Annotated in this window: 15 protein-coding genes; 7 read left to right on the plus strand and 8 right to left on the minus strand. The window is 74.2% G+C overall.

The genetic code is table 11. The annotated features are described in order from the left end of the window. Together HGCM_RS19700 and HGCM_RS18750 are read right to left on the minus strand one after the other, a co-directional pair. Positions 1 to 190: solute carrier organic anion transporter (locus HGCM_RS19700; protein ID WP_161604968.1), on the minus strand; the 190-nt coding region annotated here is incomplete at its 3' end. Positions 191 to 270: 80 nt separating this feature from the next. Beyond that, on the minus strand, positions 271 to 1,119 hold the full coding sequence (locus tag HGCM_RS18750) for a C40 family peptidase (RefSeq protein ID WP_051016040.1): 849 nt from the start codon (positions 1,117 to 1,119) through the stop codon (positions 271 to 273). A gap of 433 nt (positions 1,120 to 1,552) precedes the next feature. Between HGCM_RS18750 and HGCM_RS05535 the strand changes: the two genes are divergently transcribed. Both HGCM_RS05535 and HGCM_RS05540 read left to right on the plus strand, forming a co-directional pair. Then, on the plus strand, positions 1,553 to 2,341 hold the full coding sequence (locus tag HGCM_RS05535; protein WP_019135875.1) for an exodeoxyribonuclease III: 789 nt from the start codon (positions 1,553 to 1,555) through the stop codon (positions 2,339 to 2,341). A gap of 115 nt (positions 2,342 to 2,456) precedes the next feature. Next, complete coding sequence (locus HGCM_RS05540; protein ID WP_026075285.1) at positions 2,457 to 3,209, plus strand: SDR family NAD(P)-dependent oxidoreductase; 753 nt, start codon at positions 2,457 to 2,459, stop codon at positions 3,207 to 3,209. 198 nt (positions 3,210 to 3,407) lie between these two features. Here the strand turns inward: HGCM_RS05540 and glpK are convergent, their stop codons facing one another. The 3 genes from glpK to HGCM_RS05555 form a co-directional block, all read right to left on the minus strand. Continuing rightward, positions 3,408 to 4,931 (minus strand): glycerol kinase GlpK, encoded by a 1,524-nt coding sequence (gene glpK, locus HGCM_RS05545; protein WP_019135877.1) that lies wholly within the window; start codon positions 4,929 to 4,931, stop codon positions 3,408 to 3,410. Positions 4,932 to 5,014: 83 nt separating this feature from the next. Then, positions 5,015 to 5,767: an MIP/aquaporin family protein gene (locus tag HGCM_RS05550; RefSeq protein WP_040398948.1), complete on the minus strand. Its 753-nt coding sequence runs from the start codon at positions 5,765 to 5,767 to the stop codon at positions 5,015 to 5,017. Between the two features lie 110 nt (positions 5,768 to 5,877). Continuing rightward, positions 5,878 to 7,689 carry a glycerol-3-phosphate dehydrogenase/oxidase gene (locus HGCM_RS05555; RefSeq protein WP_026075286.1) on the minus strand — a complete coding sequence of 604 codons (1,812 nt, stop codon included), beginning with the start codon at positions 7,687 to 7,689 and terminating at the stop codon, positions 5,878 to 5,880. A gap of 228 nt (positions 7,690 to 7,917) precedes the next feature. Between HGCM_RS05555 and HGCM_RS05560 the strand changes: the two genes are divergently transcribed. From HGCM_RS05560 to HGCM_RS05570, 3 genes are read left to right on the plus strand one after another with little or no spacing between them, the layout of a single operon-like run. Further along, a complete protein-coding gene (locus HGCM_RS05560; RefSeq protein ID WP_019135880.1) occupies positions 7,918 to 8,904 on the plus strand; it encodes a sugar-binding transcriptional regulator in 987 nt (328 codons plus the stop codon). 56 nt (positions 8,905 to 8,960) lie between these two features. Next, positions 8,961 to 9,509, plus strand: a complete 549-nt coding sequence (locus HGCM_RS05565; RefSeq protein ID WP_019135881.1) for an amino-acid N-acetyltransferase — start codon at positions 8,961 to 8,963, stop codon at positions 9,507 to 9,509. Positions 9,510 to 9,523: 14 nt separating this feature from the next. Next, positions 9,524 to 10,528, plus strand: a complete 1,005-nt coding sequence (locus tag HGCM_RS05570; RefSeq protein ID WP_019135882.1) for an Fpg/Nei family DNA glycosylase — start codon at positions 9,524 to 9,526, stop codon at positions 10,526 to 10,528. On the opposite strand, the gene HGCM_RS05575 is transcribed toward HGCM_RS05570, so the two are convergent. Next, positions 10,510 to 11,433: an iron-sulfur binding domain-containing protein gene (locus HGCM_RS05575; RefSeq protein WP_019135883.1), complete on the minus strand. Its 924-nt coding sequence runs from the start codon at positions 11,431 to 11,433 to the stop codon at positions 10,510 to 10,512. The genes HGCM_RS05570 and HGCM_RS05575 overlap by 19 nt on opposite strands. A gap of 237 nt (positions 11,434 to 11,670) precedes the next feature. On the opposite strand from HGCM_RS05575, the gene HGCM_RS05580 reads away from it, so the two are divergent. Together HGCM_RS05580 and HGCM_RS05585 are read left to right on the plus strand one after the other, a co-directional pair. Beyond that, entirely contained in the window at positions 11,671 to 12,924 is a 1,254-nt protein-coding gene (locus tag HGCM_RS05580) for a glycoside hydrolase family 16 protein (protein WP_019135884.1), read from the plus strand. Between the two features lie 240 nt (positions 12,925 to 13,164). Continuing rightward, positions 13,165 to 13,776 (plus strand): hypothetical protein, encoded by a 612-nt coding sequence (locus HGCM_RS05585; RefSeq protein ID WP_019135885.1) that lies wholly within the window; start codon positions 13,165 to 13,167, stop codon positions 13,774 to 13,776. 24 nt (positions 13,777 to 13,800) lie between these two features. On the opposite strand, the gene disA is transcribed toward HGCM_RS05585, so the two are convergent. Together disA and radA are read right to left on the minus strand one after the other, a co-directional pair. Beyond that, entirely contained in the window at positions 13,801 to 14,880 is a 1,080-nt protein-coding gene (gene disA / locus HGCM_RS05590) for a DNA integrity scanning diadenylate cyclase DisA (protein ID WP_019135886.1), read from the minus strand. 70 nt (positions 14,881 to 14,950) lie between these two features. Continuing rightward, positions 14,951 to 16,354: a DNA repair protein RadA gene (gene radA, locus HGCM_RS05595; protein WP_019135887.1), complete on the minus strand. Its 1,404-nt coding sequence runs from the start codon at positions 16,352 to 16,354 to the stop codon at positions 14,951 to 14,953. Between the last annotated feature and the right edge of the window lie 50 nt (positions 16,355 to 16,404).

Below are 16,404 nucleotides of genomic sequence, written 5' to 3' on the forward strand. Positions count from 1 at the left end.
GCCGGGGCGGCCGTGCCGCGGGGCGCGTGCGCACGAGCCCCCCGACGCCGAGCCCGAGGGCGACCGGCCCGAGGCCGAGCACGCCCGTGACCAGGGACGCGACGGAGACGGGGTCGAGCGGGGGAGCGGCCGGCTGCCAGCCCGGCGCGTGGTACGGCTCGGGGTTGGCGTAGAGGTCGGGCCGGCTCATGAGGGGAACGCTAACGCCGCCGCCGACGCACGAGGCGTCGACGGCGGCGTGGCGTGCCGGCGGGTGGGACCCGCGTCCGGTCAGACCGAGACGGCCTTGGAGCTCACCCGGATGAACGTCGGGTTGCTCTGCCAGATCGAGCGGACCTTGATGGACTTGCCCGGACGGGGCGCGTCGATCTGCTTGCCCTTGCCCACGTAGATCGCCACGTGGCCCGGGGTCCAGATGAGGTCGCCCGGCTTGGCGTGCTTGCGGGAGACGACCTTGCCGGCGTGGCGCTGGGCCGACGAGCTGTGCGACAGCGTCTTCACGCCGGCCTTCTTGTAGACGTAGCGCGTGAAGCCGGAGCAGTCGAAGCCGCGCGGCGTCGTGCCGCCGGTGCGGTACGGCGTGCCCGCGAGGGACTTCGCGATCCGGACGACCTTGGGCGTGCCCGAGACGATGACGAGCTTCGCCTTGCGCTGCGAGGAGGCGACGGTCGAGGTGCCGCGGTACAGCGCCTTGACGTTGTAGCGGCCCACGGGCAGGGAGCCCGGCAGCGTGGTGCGGGCGATGCCGTCGCGGATCGCGACCGCGCGCAGCTTGTGGTGCGTCGCGTTCACGAAGACCTTGCCGCTGCGCACCCGCTTGCCGTGCACGTGCACGACGACCTTCACGCGGACGCGCTTGCCGCCCTTGACGTCCTTGTGCTTGGACAGGGTGATCGACGTCGAGCTGGCGGCCTTGCCGGTCGCGGCCTTCGCGGTCACGGCCGGGACGGTCGCCGCCTGGGCGGCCGCGGGGGCGGCCAGCGGGACGGCGACGGCGATCGCCAGGCCACCCGCGAGGGCGGTCAGGCGGTGGCGGAGGGGCGAGCGGGGGGTGCGGGTGGTGCTGGTGTCCTCGGGCGCGCTGGAGGCACGACGAAGACCGGAGGGGGTGTGCGTCATGGATTCGACCTCGACGCCTGCGAGCTGAGCTGTCGGATGCGACCGGGCGCCGCACAGGTCGGTGCGCGCGCCGGTGAGAGGAGCCCGGTCTCTCACGGGCCTGCTCTGCTGGGCACCCCGAGCGCGGTGGTCCGCGCGGATGGTGGTTCGCCCGTCGCTGCCGTGGTGTTCGGGGGACCCGGGGCGGCGGCAGCGCTCGGCGTCCGGCCCGGGGCTCGACCGGGGTAGGGCCGGTTGGAGCGGTTCGACGCTAACCCGGCGCGCGTGAAGATCACGATTCGATCACGGGGTCTGAGGTGAAAGGGTCGTGAAGATGACCACGCAAACCGGGACAACCCGCGCGAACCGGTCGGACGGACGTCCAGCACCGAGCCGCCGGGCACGGTGAACGGCCGCCCCGCGGCGTCGGTGGCGCCCGGTAGCGTCAGGCCCCATGCGGCTCGCGACGTGGAACATCAACTCGATCCGTGCCCGCACCGACCGCGCGCTCGCGTTCCTCGAGCGCGCCGACGTCGACGTGCTGGCGCTGCAGGAGACGAAGGTGAAGGACGAGGCGTTCCCGCGGGAGCGGTTCGCCGAGCTCGGCTACGAGGTCGTCACGTCCGGCTTCAGCCAGTGGAACGGCGTCGCCATCGCCTCGCGCGTAGGCATCGAGGACGTGGAGGTCGGCTTCCCCGGGATGCCGACCTGGGGCGACCCGGCAGCGGCCGAGGCCCGGGCGATCGGCGCGACGTGCGGCGGCGTGCGCGTCTGGAGCCTGTACGTCCCGAACGGTCGCGAGATCGACGACCCGCACTTCGCCTACAAGCTGCAGTGGCTCGCGGCGCTCCGGGAGGCCGCCGCCGGCTGGCTCGAGGCCGACCCGCAGGCGCAGGTCGCGCTCGTCGGCGACTGGAACATCGCGCCGCTCGACACCGACGTCTGGGACATGGGCTTCTTCGCCGGTCGCACGCACGTGACGCCCGCCGAGCGCGAGGCGTTCGCGGCGATCGCCGAGGCCGGGTACACGGAGGTGTCCCGGGTGCACGTGCCGGCCGAGCACACCTACACGTACTGGGACTACCAGCAGCTGCGCTTCCCGAAGAACATGGGGATGCGGATCGACCTCACGTACGCCAGCCCCGCGCTCGCGGCCCGCGTCACCGGGGTGACGATCGAGCGCAACGAGCGCAAGGGCAAGCAGCCGTCCGACCACGTGCCGGTGGTGCTCGACATCGCCTGACGAGCGCCGCCGTCGCCCCACCGGGTGAGGTCGCGGGGCGGCCGTTGAGCCGCGGCCGCGTGCGGGGGTACGTTCCGTCCAGCATCCGGACGAAACGGACAGAAGGGACCTCGCCGTGGACGGACCTCTGGCGGGACGCCGCGCACTCGTGACGGGCGGCGCCGCCGGCATCGGCGGGGCAATCGCCGTCGCGCTGGCGCGTGCCGGCGCCGACGTCGGCCTCACGTACCTCACGCACGACCCCGCCAAGGTGGTCGCCCAGATCGAGGAGGCGGGCCGGCGGGCCGCGCCCCGCCAGCTCGACGCGCGGCGCTCGTGGGAGGTCGACGAGGCGGTCGCCGGGGTGGCGGACGAGCTCGGCGGCCTGGACGTCCTCGTCAACAACGTCGGAGGGCTGGTCCAGCGGCGCGCGTTCGCGGCGACGGACGACGCGGCGCTGCACCGCGTGCTGGACGTCAACCTCGCGTCCGCCCTGTACACCAGCCGGTCGGCGCTGCGGTTCCTGCCGGACGGCGGCCGCATCGTCTCCGTCGGCGCGCAGGCGGGCCGCGGCGGCGGCGGCACCGGGTCGGTGGTCTACGCGACCGCGAAGGCGGCGCTCGAGGGCTTCACGCGTGCGCTGGCCCGCGAGCTCGGCCCGCGGGCGATCACGGTCAACCTCGTCGCGCCGGGCTTCGTCGCCGGCACGCCGATGCACGCCGAGCACACGCCCGACGCCGCGCAGCGCGCCGCCGTCGCGACCACCGTGCTGGGCGCGCCCGGCACGCCGGAGGACGTCGCCGCCGCCGTCGTCTACCTCGCGTCGCCGGGCGCCCGGTACGTGACGGGCACCGTACTCGACGTCAACGGCGGCGCGCGCTTCTCCTGACCCGTCGCACCCGTCGCACCCGTCGTACCCGCCGCGCCCCCTGCACCCGCCGCACGCACGGCGGAGGGCCGGGCGCCTCCCCGCGGCCCGGCCCTCCGTCGTGCTCGGCCGCCGGCTCTCCCCTGCCGGCAGCCCTCCCCCCGCGCGGACGGCCCCGGCGTGCCCCGGGACCGTCCGTCGTCGGCTCGGCTGACGTGGTCAGCTCACGTCGTCGTCGACCCAGTCGAACGTCTTCGTGACGGCCTTCTTCCACAGCCGGTACTGGCGCTCGCGCTCGCCCTGCTCCATGGACGGCGTCCAGCGCTTGTCCTCGGCCCAGTTGTCGATGACGTCCTGCTCGCCGCTCCAGTAGCCCACCGCGATGCCCGCGGCGTAGGCAGCGCCCAGGGCGGTCGTCTCGGCCACCTTCGGCCGGACGACGTCCACGCCGAGGATGTCGGCCTGGAACTGCATGAGCAGCTCGTCCTGGACCATGCCGCCGTCGACCTTGAGCTCGGTGAGGTCGACCCCGGAGTCGGCGTTCATGGCGTCGAGCACCTCGCGGGTCTGGAAGGCCGTGGCCTCCAGCGCGGCCCGCGCGATGTGCGCCTTGTTGACGTACCGCGTGAGCCCGACGAGCGCGCCGCGCGCGTCCGAGCGCCAGTACGGCGCGAACAGGCCGGAGAACGCCGGGACGAAGTAGGCGCCGCCGTTGTCGTCGACCGTCTTCGCGAGCTCCTCGATCTCCGGGGCGGACGAGATGATCCCGAGGTTGTCGCGCAGCCACTGCACCAGCGAGCCGGTCACCGCGATCGACCCCTCGAGCGCGTAGACCGCGTCCTGGTCGCCGATCTTGTAGCAGAGCGTCGTCAGCAGCCCGTTCTTCGACGGCACGATCTCGGTGCCGGTGTTGAGCAGCATGAAGTTGCCGGTGCCGTACGTGTTCTTGGCGTGCCCCACCTCGAAGCACGCCTGGCCGAACGTCGCGGCCTGCTGGTCGCCGAGGATGCCGGCGATCGGGACGCCGGGCACCATGCCGCCCTCGCGCCCGTGGCCGTAGACCTCGGACGACGAGCGGATCTCGGGCAGCATCGAGACGGGGATGCCCATCTCGCCGGCGATCTCCTCGTTCCACGTGAGCGTGTCGAGGTTCATGAGCATCGTGCGCGACGCGTTGGTGACGTCGGTGACGTGCACGCCCCCGTCGACGCCGCCCGTCATGTTCCACAGCACCCACGAGTCGGTGTTGCCGAACGCGAGGTCGCCGCGCTCGGCCGCCTCGCGCGCGCCGTCGACGTTGTCGAGGATCCAGCGGATCTTCGGGCCGGAGAAGTAGGTCGCCAGCGGGAGGCCGACCTTGCTCTTGTACCGGTCCGCGCCGCCGCCGAGCGCGCCCAGCTCGTCGGCGATCTTCTGCGTGCGGGTGTCCTGCCAGACGATCGCGTTGTAGACGGGCTTGCCGGTCGTGCGGTCCCAGACGACGGCGGTCTCGCGCTGGTTGGTGATGCCGACCGCGGCGATGTCCCGGTGGCTGAGGTTGGCGCGGGTGAGCGCGAGGCCGACGACCTCCCGCACGTTCGTCCAGATCTCCTCCGGGTCGTGCTCGACCCAGCCGGCGCGGGGGAAGATCTGCTGGTGCTCGAGCTGGCCGACCGAGACGATCTGGCCGCCGTGGTCGAAGACGATCGCGCGCGAGCTCGTGGTGCCCTGGTCGATGGCGAGGACGTACTTGCTGTCGGGCATGGTTCTGCTTCCTCCGGGAGGGTCGTGTTCAGGGGTGGGGCACCGGGCCGGCCGCGCACCGTCGCGCGGCCGGCCGGGCGCCGTCAGAGGATGTAGGCGTTCGCGAGCAGGCCGGCGAGCACGCCACCGACGATCGGGCCGAACACCGGCACCCAGGAGTACGCCCAGTCGCTCGAGCCCTTGCCCGGGATCGGCAGGACGGCGTGCGCGATGCGCGGGCCCAGGTCACGGGCCGGGTTGATGGCGTAGCCCGTCGGACCACCGAGGCTCGCGCCGATGCCGACGACGAGCAGCGCGACCGCGAGGGGGCCGAGGCCGCTGGGCGTCTTGCCGAACGCGATGACGATGAAGACGAGGACGAACGTCGCGATCGCCTCCGTGACGAAGTTCCACGCGTACGACCGCAGCTCCGGGCCGGTGGAGAACACGGCCAACTTGATGCCGGGCTCCGCCTCCTGGTCGAAGTGCTTCTTGTACGCGAGCCACGCCAGCACGGCTCCGAGGAACGCGCCGATGAGCTGGGCGATGATGTACCAGACGGCGTTCATGACGGTCGGGAGGATGCTCAGGGTCACCTGTCCCTCGGGGCCCGTCACCTGGTAGAACGGCTGGTCCGCCGTGAGCAGGCCGATCGTCACCGCGGGGTTGAGGTGCGCGCCGGACTTGAACGCGACGTACACGCCGGCGAAGACCGCGAGGCCCCATCCGAAGTTGATGAGGAGCCAGCCGCCGCCGTTCCCCTTCGTCTTCGGCAGGATCACGTTGGCCACCACACCGGCACCGAGAAGCAGCAGCATCGCGGTGCCCAAGATCTCCGACCAGAACGCGTGTTGCATCACTGTGTCCACGGCCTATCCCTTCTACGGACTTCGTTGTCTCGAGTGCCCCCGCCGTCGTGGCGGGGAGTCGGGGGACGCCGGAGCCCCTGGCGGCGTCGGTGGGCAGGTCAGGTGCCCGCGGGTCCGGAGGCCCCCTTCCCGTACGGCGAGCCGGGCTTGGTGCCGGCTCCGACCGGGTGGTCGAGCGGGAGCATCGGGGCGAGGTCGTCCGCCTGCAGGCGCACGCGCTCGGCCGCGGAGTCGTCGGTCTCCCGGGCCGCGGCGTCCTCGGCCTCGGCGCGCGAGCGGTAGGCGGCGATCTCGCGGGCGCGGGTCTCCGCGTCCCAGCCGAGCACCGGCGCGACGAGGTCCGCGATCTCCTCCAGCGCGCCGACGCCCTTGTCGGGCTGCTCGTAGTTGAGGCGCGTCCGGTGCATGAGCACGTCGTCGAGGTGCAGCGCGCCCTCGTGGCTCGCGGCGTAGACGATCTCCGCACCGATGTACGCCGGCGCGTTCGCCAGCGGCTCGCCGAGCGACGGGTCGGCGTCGACCATCTCCAGCAGCTCGCCGATGAGCGACCCGTAGCGGTGCAGCAGGTGGTCCATGCGGCCGCGGTCCCAGCCGTACTGCTGGGCGATGTGCTTCGCGCGGCGCTGGAACACCGCCAGCCCCTCGGCGCCGACGAGCGGCAGGTCGTGCGTGAGGCTCGGCTGCGTCGTCGCGCGGGAGCCGATCGCGAAGTCCACGGCGTCCTTCGCCATCACGCGGTAGGTCGTGAGCTTGCCGCCGGCGATGACGGTGAGGCCGGGCGTCGGCGACGCGACCGTGTGCTCGCGCGACACCTTCGCGGACGAGGTGCCCTCCTTGACGTCGGGCTGCAGCAGCGGCCGCAGGCCCGCCCACGTGCCGATGACGTCCTCGCGGGTGATCGGCCGCGACAGCACCGTGTTTGCGTGCTCGATCACGTAGTCGATGTCCGCGCTCGTCGCGACGGGGTGGACGAGGTCCTGCTCCCACGGGGTGTCGGTCGTGCCGATCACCCAGTAGCGGCTCCACGGGATGATGAACAGCACGGACTTCTCGGTCTGCAGGATCAGGCCGGTGTCCCCCGCGATGCGGTGCCGCGGGACCACGATGTGGATCCCCTTGCTGGCGAGCACCTTGAGGCCGCCCTCGGAGCCGGCCAGCGACTCCGTCTGCTCGGTCCAGACGCCGGTGGCGTTGATGACGTGCCGGGCGCGGACGTCGATGCGCTCGCCGGTCTCGAGGTCGACGACCTCGGCGCCCGTCACCGCGCCGCCGCTCGTCGTCGTCATCGTGAGCACCTGCGTGCGGCTCGCGGCGTGCGCGCCGTAGCTGACGGCCGTGCGGACGAGCGTCTCGACGAGGCGCGCGTCGTCCACGCTGGCGTCCCAGTACCGGACCGCACCGACGGCCGCGTCGTGCCGCAGGTCGGGGAACAGCCGCTCCATGCCCTTGCGGGACAGGTGCTGGTGCCACGGCATCGCGCGCTTGGAGCCGGTGACCGAGGCGAGCGTGTCGTACAGGGCCACGCCCGCGCCGACGTACGCCCGCTCCCACCAGGCGTTCTCCAGCGGGTAGAGGAAGCTGACCGGCTTGACGAGGTGGGGGGCGAGCCGGTTGATCAGCAGGTCGCGCTCGGTGAGAGCCTCCCGGACGAGGTGGAAGTCCAGCATCTGCAGGTAGCGCAGGCCGCCGTGGACGAGCTTGCTCGAGCGGCTCGACGTGCCGCTGGCCCAGTCCTGCGCCTCGACGACCGCGGTCGACAGGCCGCGCGTGACGGCGTCGAGCGCGATGCCCGCGCCGGTGACGCCGCCACCGATCACCAGCACGTCGAGCTCGTTGCCCCGCTCCGCGCTGGCACGCATCGCGTCGAGCGCCGAGCTGCGGGCCTGCACCGTCAGTGGGGCGGTCCTCATGTGCACTGTCCTCCTGCTGCCGGGGCGTCGGTCGTCGGGCCGCCGGTGCGTCAGGGCGGCCGAGAGCGTCGTCGCGGTGCGTCGTCATCCCCCGATCCGCCCGGTATCGCCCCGTTCGGACCTGGTCGCTATCGTTTCCATCGACGCACAGACGCGCAACCGGAGTGCACATACGTGCAACGGCGGCGGCTGCGCGGCACGGCGGGGCTCTCGACCGGGGAGGGGCGGATGTACGTCGAGCGGGAGCAGGACGTGCTGCGCGCGGCGTCCATGTACTACCTGCAGGACCTCAAGATGGAGGTCATCGCGCGGCACCTGGGCACGTCGCGCTCGACCGTGTCGCGGCTCATCAAGCGCGCCCGCCAGTCCGGGCTCGTCGAGATCACCCTGCGCCCGGCGAGCACTCGTGCACCGGGCATCGGTCGCTCGGTGCAGGCGACGTTCGGCATCGACACGTACGTCGTGCCCGTGCCGGACTCCGCGAGCCAGATGGAGCGCCTCGACCAGGTGTCGATGACGGCGGCCAAGCTCCTCTCGTCCTGGTTCGACTCCGACATGGTGATGGGCGTGGCCTGGGGCACCACGCTCGCGTCGGTGTCCCGGTTCCTCGTGCCCAAGCCGACGCGCGGATCGGCGATCGTGCAGCTCAACGGCGCCGCGAACATGCGTACCTCGGGCGTCGACTACGCCAGCGACCTCATCTCCAGCTTCGGCTCGGCGTTCGGTGCGGCCGTGCACCACTTCTCGGTGCCGGCGTTCTTCGACTTCCCGGACACCAAGGCCGCCATGTGGCGCGAGCGCTCGGTGCGCCGCGTGCTCGACATGCAACGACGTGCGGACATCGCGGTGTTCTCCGTCGGCGCGGTGGCCGGCGCCGTGCCGTCGCACGTGTACTCGGCCGGCTACCTCGACGAGGACGACGTCACGCTGCTGCACGACGAGCAGGTCGTCGGCGACGTCTGCACGGTCTTCCTGCGCGGCGACGGCTCGTGGCGGGACGTCCCGCTGAACGAACGTGCGACCGGCCCGACGCCCGACGAGCTCCAGCACATCCCCCGTCGGCTCTGCATCGTCGCCGGCGACAACAAGGTCGCCCCGCTGCTCGCCGCGCTGCGCGCCGGGGTCGTCACCGACCTCGTCGTCGACGAGCTCACCGCCACCACGCTGCTCGAGGCCGCGGAGGGCATCCCGCGCCGCGCACGGTCGCGCGTCTGACTCCCGGGTCCGGACGCACGGGCGGCGCGCCCCGGCCCCGGCAGTAGGGTCGCGCCGTGAGCGGTGGCGGGAGCGTGCGGGTGCGGTCGGCGCTGCCCGCGGACGTGCGGCGGATCCGTGAGCTGGTGCAGCCCTACTCGGAGCGGCGGATCCTCCTGGAGAAGGAGTGGGTCGGCTACTACGAGGCCGTGCAGGAGTTCGTCGTCGCGGAGCAGGTGGACGACGACGGCCGCCCCGGCCCGGTCGTCGGCTGCGGGGCGCTGCACGTCATGTGGCAGGACCTGGCGGAGATCCGCACGCTCGCCGTGGACCCGGCCCTGCGCGGGCAGGGCGTCGGGCACGCGCTGCTCGACGCGCTCGTCGGGCGCGCCCGCCGGCTGGGCCTGCGCCGGCTGTTCTGCCTGACGTTCGAGGTCGACTTCTTCACGGCCCACGGCTTCGACGAGATCGACGGGACGCCCGTGACGCCGGACGTGTACGGCGAGCTGCTGCGCTCGCACGACGACGGCGTCGCCGAGTTCCTCGACCTCGCACGCGTGAAGCCGAACACCCTCGGCAACACCCGCATGCTGCTCGAGCTCGAGCCGCCCGCGTCGGCGGGCTGACGTACCCTCCCGGGGTGCCCGAGGGTCATACCGTCCACCGCATCGCGCGCCAGTTCCGTCAGGACTTCACCGGCGTCCCGCTGGCCGTCTCCTCGCCGCAGGGGCGGTTCGCCTCCGGGGCGGCCCGGCTCGACGGGCAGGCGATGGTCGACGTCCGGGCCGTCGGCAAGCAGCTGTTCGCCGGGTTCGAGCGCGGCGACGTGCTGCGCGTGCACCTCGGGCTGTACGGCGCATGGGACTTCTACGGCCGCATCAGCCCGATCGTCGAGGGCCAGGCGGCGCTCGGGAGCATGGGCGCGCCCCGCCTGCGGCGCGCGGTCCGCATGGGCGAGGGCGAGCGGGACCTGCCCGAGGCGGAGGGTGACGTCGCGCTCGCGCTGCCGGCCGCCTTCCCGCCCGAGCCCGTCGGCCAGGTCCGGGTGCGGCTCCTGACGCCCGAGTCGGTGGCGGACCTGCGCGGCCCGACGGCCTGCGAGGTGCTGGACCCGGCGCAGGCGCAGGTCGTGGTGGACCGACTCGGCCCCGACCCGGCGAGCACCGACGACCTGGAGGCAGCCGCCGAGGTCGTCGTCGACCGGCTCACGGCGCGGTCCGTCGCCGTCGGGCAGCTGCTCATGGACCAGGCCGTCGTCGCGGGCATCGGCAACATCTACCGCGCGGAGCTGCTGTTCCGGGCGCGGCTCGACCCCTGGACGCCGGGGCGCGAGGTCCCGCGCGAGGTGGCCCGCACGCTGTGGGACGACTGGGTCGGGCTGCTGGCCGACGGCATCCGCACGGGCGTCATGATCACCCGGGAGGACCTCGACGAGGAGGGCCGGGCGCGCGCGCTCGCGGACCCCGACGAGCGGCACTGGGTGTACGGACGCGCGGGGCTGCCGTGCCGGGTGTGCGGCACGCCCGTCGTCGTCGAGGAGATGGCGACGCGCAAGCTCTACCGGTGCCCGTCCTGCCAGGCGCCGCGCCGGCGACGGGGCGGTACGCGGGCCGCCGGTCGCCGCGCTCAGGCCGGCAGGGCGTAGGACGGCCCGTCCGCGCCGTCCGCCACGGTGACGAGCCCGTCCACGAGCAGGCCGTCCAGGCACCGGGCGCGCTGCGGCCCCGCCGGCCAGGCCTCGTCGAGGACGTGCTCCGGCACCGGGCCGGGGGCCTCCCGCAGCACCGCCATGAGCCGCCCCCGCACCTGGCGGTCCGTGCCGGCCCACGCCTGGGTGCGTCGCCGGTGCGCGTGGGCGTCGCCCGGGAAGCCGGCGGCGCGCCACGCGCACGCGTCCGCGACGGGGCACGCGTCGCACCGGGGTGAGCGGGCGGTGCAGACGAGGGCGCCGAGCTCCATCGAGGCGGCGGCCCAGCGGGCGGCTGCCTCGTCGTCGTCCGGCACCAGGACCGCCGCGCGCGCGTGCTCCGCGCGGCTGAGCGCCGGCGCCGGCAGCGCGTGCCCGTCGACCGCGCGGGCCAGCACCCGCCGGACGTTCGTGTCGAGCACGACGGACCGCAGGCCGTAGCCGAAGGCGCGCACCGCCGCCGCCGTGTACTCGCCGACGCCGGGCAGCGCCCGGAGCTCCGCCTCGTCGCGGGGCACCACGCCGCCGTGGCGGTCGACGAGCGCGCGGGCGCACTCCTGCAGCCGCAGCGCGCGGCGGGGGTAGCCCAGCCGGTCCCAGGCGCGGAGCACGTCGGCCGGGCTCGCCGCCGCCAGGTCGGCCGGCGTCGGCCAGCGCCCCATCCACGCGCGCCAGGCGGGCTCGACGCGCACGACCGGCGTCTGCTGCAGCATCACCTCGCTGACCAGCACGCCCCACGGCGTCCGGTCGCGGGCACGCCACGGCAGGGCGCGGCGGTGGGCGTCGAACCAGGCGACGACCCGCCCGACGAGCTCCGCCCCGCCGGGCGCGGGCGTGGCGTCGAGGGCGCCGGCACGATCCACGCGGCGAGTGTAGGTGCCCGTCCCGTCGTCCCAGCGTGGCGCTCGGCCGACGTTTGACCCTCTCGTGACCGAGCCGATACGGTCGGCGACGTCTGATTTGTCCACCATCCTGACGAATCGCTCGGAGCCACCCATGGCGGACGAGAGCGTGCCGACCCGGCCCCGCCGGGTGGCGCTCGCGTCGCACCACGCCGGGGTCGGCGTCCCGCCCGGGCACCGGCCGAAGGAGGCCTGCCCATGCGCCCACCCCTGTTCCGTCGCGCCCGCACCGCCGTCGTGACCCTCGCCGCCGCGGCGCTCGCGGCGGGCGTGGCCTACGCCGTGACCGCGCCCTCGGCCTCGGCGGCGACCGGCGACGTCATCTGGTCCCAGGAGTTCAACGGGGCCGCCGGCTCGGCGCCCGACCCGGCGGTGTGGAGCTACGACACCGGCGCGGGCGGCTGGGGCAACAACGAGCTGCAGACGTACACGACCTCCCGGAGCAACTCCCAGCTCGACGGGAACGGGAACCTCGTCATCACCGCGCGCCGGGAGGGCAGCGGGTACACCTCGGCCCGGCTGCACACCAACGACAAGGTGGAGCTGAAGTACGGGCGCATCGAGGCGCGCATCCAGATCCCGCGGGGCCAGGGCATCTGGCCGGCGTTCTGGATGCTGGGGGGCGACTTCCCGCAGACGTCGTGGCCGTCGTCCGGCGAGATCGACGTCATGGAGAACGTCGGCTACGAGCCGCACCGCGTGCACGGCACCGTCCACGGGCCGGGGTACTCCGGCGGCAGCGGCATCACCGGCATGTACCAGCACCCGCAGGGCTGGTCGTTCGCCGACACCTTCCACACGTTCGCGATCGACTGGCGGCCGGGGCAGATCACCTGGTTCGTCGACGGCGTGCAGTTCCACCAGGTCACCCGCGCGAGCGTCGGCTCGAACGCCTGGGTGTTCGACAAGCCGTACTTCCTCATCCTCAACGTCGCCGTCGGCGGCAGCTGGCCGGGGTACCCGGACGCGAGCACGACGTTCCCGCAGCAGATGAAGGTCGACTGGATCCGTGTGCTCGACAACGGCGCGACAGGCGCAGGAGGCGGCGGCGGGACCGGTGCCCTGCCGACCGGCACCGGCCCGATCAAGGCAGGCAACCTGTGCCTCGACGTCCCGTGGGCGCAGGCGACCGACGGCAACCCGATGCAGATCGTCACCTGCAGCGGTAACGCCGCGCAGCAGTGGACCCGCGGGTCCGACGGCACGGTCCGCGCCCTGGGCAAGTGCCTCGACGTCGCCGGCGGCGCCACCGCGGCCGGCACGCAGGTGCAGCTCTGGACGTGCAACGGCACGGGAGCCCAGAAGTGGGAGTACCAGGCGGCGACGCAGTCGCTGCGCAACCCGCAGTCCGGGACGTGCCTCGACCCGTCGGGCGGCTTCCCCCTGCACGACGGTCAGCGCGTCATCATCTGGACCTGCCACGGCGGCAACGAGCAGCGCTGGACCTTCTGACCCTCCCCTGACGGCCCGGGACGCCCGGCGCGCACGCCCTCCGGCGGCGGCGCGCGCCGGGCGCCGTCGTCGGGGCCGGCGCCGGCCCGCCTGGGTGTGGGCCTTGTCGCGCTGGTGACGACGAACCCCGCACGCAAGGGCCGGGCGCCGGCGGCGTGCCACGGGGCGTCCGCCCAGGAGGCGCACGTACCGTGTGCGGGGGCCGCGGGGCGGCCCGTGCTCGACCGGGGGAGGTCCGTGATGCCGGGGCGGCAGCCGCTGCCGCGACGGGTGTACTGGGTGCGGCGGCTCGTCGTGCTCGGCGTGCCGTTGCTGGTCGTCGCGATCGTCGTCGCGTTCCTCACCCGGGGCGGTGGCGCCGAGCCCGAGGCGGGCCCGACGCCGACGCCACCCGAGCGCACAGCCTCGGCCGGGCCGACGCCCACGCCCTCGCAGACGAGGACCGGGCCGGCCGCGCCCGTGCCCGACTGCGCCGACTCGGGCCTCGCGGTCGCCGTCGAGGCGACGAAGGACTCGTTCCACGCGGGCGAGAAGCCGTCGTTCGCCGTGACGCTCACGAACACCGGCCCGACGGCGTGCGTCGTCGACTCCGACCAGGTCTCCCGGACGGCCGTCGTCCGGTCGGGCGACGAGGTGGTGTGGAGCGAGGACCCCTGCGTGGGCAAGCGGCAGGGCAGCCGGCCGCTGCTGCTCGCGCCTGGCCAGGACGACACCAGCACGTTCACGTGGCCGCGCGTGCGGTCGGCGGAGGGCTGCCCGTCGGGGCTGCCCGCGCCGAAGAGCGGCACGTACCGGCTGGACTACGCCGTCGACGGGGTCGCCGCGAGCCGCGTGGTCTTCACGCTCGGCTGAGCGGGCCCCGGCCGGGCCACGGGCTCAGACGTAGCGCTCGAGGATGCTCGACTCCGCGAGCCGGGAGAGGCCCTCGCGGACGGCCCGCGCGCGCTGCTCGCCGACGCCCTCGACGGCCATGAGGTCGTCGATGCTCGCCGCCAGGAGCTTCTGCAGCCCGCCGAAGTGCGCGACGAGCCGGTCGACGATCGTCGCGGGCAGGCGGGGGACCCGGGACAGCAGCCGGTAGCCGCGCGGGGCGGCCGCCGCGTCGAGGGCGTCGCCCCCGCCGGGCAGGCCCAGCACGCGGGCGATGTGCGCGATGTCGAGCAGCTCGGTCGAGTTGAGCTCGGCGAGCGCCTCGAGCACGACCGGCACGTCGCGCCGGCCCGTGTCGACGTAGTCGCGGATGACGAGCTCGCGGTCCGAGCCGATGCCGCCGACGAGCTCGTCGAGCTGCAGCGTGAGCAGCCGGCCGTCTGTGCCGAGCTCGACGACGTAGCCCTCGATCTCGTCGGAGATGCGCCGGACCATCTCGAGCCGCTGGACGACAGCGGACACGTCCCGGACGGTGACGAGGTCCTCGATCTCCAGCGCGGAGAGCGTGCCGCTGACCTCGTCGAGGCGGGACTTGTAGCGCTCGAGCGTCGCGAGGGCCTGGTTGGCGCGGGACAGGATCGTCGTCGAGTCCTCGAGCACGTACCGGGTGCTGCCGACGTAGAGGGCGATGATCCGCATGGACGCGGACACCGAGATCACGGGCAGGCCGGTCTGCTTCGCGACCCGCTCCGCGGTGCGGTGCCGGGTGCCGGACTCCGACGTCTCGATCGTCGCGTCCGGCAGGAGCTGCACGGCGGCGCGCACGATGCGCGACAGGTCGCGCTCGACGACGACGGCGCCGTCCATCTTGGCGAGCTCGCGCAGGCGGGTCGCGGAGAACTCCACGTCCAGGACGAACCCGCCGGAGCAGATGCTCTCGACCGTCCGGTCGTACCCGAGGACGATCAGCGCGCCGGTGCGCCCGCGCAGGATCCGCTCGAGGCCGTCGCGCAGCTCGCCGCCCGGCGCGACCGCGGCCAGGGTCGACCGCAGGAGGTCGTCGGGGCTCGGGGCGTGTGCGGGCACAGCGCAAGGGTAACGAGGCGACGCCCGAACGGGTGCGGACGCGCTGGGCCGGTCGGGTGACGGCCGGGGCTCAGCCCCGCTCGGCCAGCACGGCGCCGACGGCCTCGGCGAGGTCCGCGGCACCCACGACCCGCAGGCCGTCCGGCACCTTGAGCCCGTCGAGCGAGCGCGTGGGGACGATCGCGCGCTCGAACCCGAGCCGGGCGGCCTCGGCGAGCCGCCGTCCGACGCCGGACACGCTGCGGATCTCGCCCGCGAGCCCGATCTCGCCGATCGCCACCAGCCCGCGCGGCAGCGCGAGCTCCTCGCGCGACGACACGGCCGCCAGCGCGAGCGCCAGGTCGGCCGCGGGCTCGACGACGCGCGCCCCGCCAACGGTGGACAGGTACACGTCCTGGTCGGCGAGCCGGGCGCCGAGACGGCGCTGCAGCACGGCGAGCACCATCGCGAGCCGGGAGGAGTCGATGCCGCTCGTCGTCCGGCGGGGGTTGGGCACGGCCGACGGCGCGACGAGCGCCTGCACCTCGGTCGCCAGCGGCCGGCGGCCCTCGAGCGTCACGGTGAGGCACGTGCCGGGCACGGCGTACTCCGTCGACGAGAGGAAGAGCCCCGAGGGGTCGGCGAGGCCGACGATGCCGTCCTCCGACAGGTCGAAGCAGCCGACCTCGTCGGTCGGGCCGTACCGGTTCTTCGAGGCGCGCAGCATGCGCAGCCGCGAGTGCCGTTCGCCCTCGAACTGGCAGACGACGTCGACGAGGTGCTCGAGCGTGCGGGGGCCCGCGACGGAGCCGTCCTTGGTGACGTGGCCGACGAGCACGACCGGCAGGTCGCGCGACTTGGCGGCGGCGATGATCGCGGACGACACCTCGCGGACCTGCGCGACCCCGCCCGCGGTGCCCTCGACGGCCGCGGACGCGACGGTCTGCACCGAGTCGAGCACGAACAGGTCGGGGTCGGACGCCTCGATGTGGCCGAGCACGGTCGCGAGGTCGGTCTCGTCGGCGAGGAGCAGCCGGGGGTCCAGGGCGCCGATCCGCCCGGCGCGCAGCCGGACCTGCGCGGCGGACTCCTCGCCCGTCACGTACAGGACGGTGCGCCCCGTGCGGGCGGCGCGGGCGGCGACGTCCAGCAGCAGGGTCGACTTGCCCACGCCCGGCTCGCCCGCCAGCAGGACGACCGCGCCGGGCACGAGGCCGCCGCCGAGCACCCGGTCGAGCTCCGGCACGCCGGTGGGACGCGCGGTGGCCGCGTCGACGTCGATCTGGTCGATCGGGCGGGCCGGAGCGCGCGTGGGGGCCACGGCCACGGTGCGCGGGGCACCGCCGCCCGGCCCGGAGTCCTCCAGCACCGAGCCCCACGCCTGGCACTCGCCGCACCGGCCGACCCACTTCGCGGCCGTCCAGCCGCACTCCGAGCACCGGAACGCCGGGCGGTCGGCCTTGGTCGCGGGTCGCCGCGCGGTCGTCGTACTCACGTTCGAGACGGTAGCGGCGGGGTCCGACAGTGCGTCCCCGACCCGCCCTC

The organism is Cellulomonas massiliensis JC225 (genome assembly GCF_000312005.1).
Taxonomy (GTDB): domain Bacteria; phylum Actinomycetota; class Actinomycetes; order Actinomycetales; family Cellulomonadaceae; genus Cellulomonas; species Cellulomonas massiliensis.

Excerpts from the sequence above, each read along its gene's own strand:
- HGCM_RS18750 (WP_051016040.1), bottom strand. The coding sequence starts at position 1,119 with ATGACGCACACCCCCTCCGGTCTTCGTCGTGCCTCCAGCGCGCCCGAG.
- HGCM_RS05535 (WP_019135875.1), top strand. The coding sequence starts at position 1,553 with ATGCGGCTCGCGACGTGGAACATCAACTCGATCCGTGCCCGCACCGAC.
- glpK (WP_019135877.1), bottom strand. The coding sequence starts at position 4,931 with ATGCCCGACAGCAAGTACGTCCTCGCCATCGACCAGGGCACCACGAGC.
- HGCM_RS05550 (WP_040398948.1), bottom strand. The coding sequence starts at position 5,767 with ATGCAACACGCGTTCTGGTCGGAGATCTTGGGCACCGCGATGCTGCTG.
- HGCM_RS05555 (WP_026075286.1), bottom strand. The coding sequence starts at position 7,689 with ATGAGGACCGCCCCACTGACGGTGCAGGCCCGCAGCTCGGCGCTCGAC.
- HGCM_RS05560 (WP_019135880.1), top strand. The coding sequence starts at position 7,918 with ATGTACGTCGAGCGGGAGCAGGACGTGCTGCGCGCGGCGTCCATGTAC.
- HGCM_RS05580 (WP_019135884.1), top strand. The coding sequence starts at position 11,671 with ATGCGCCCACCCCTGTTCCGTCGCGCCCGCACCGCCGTCGTGACCCTC.
- HGCM_RS05585 (WP_019135885.1), top strand. The coding sequence starts at position 13,165 with ATGCCGGGGCGGCAGCCGCTGCCGCGACGGGTGTACTGGGTGCGGCGG.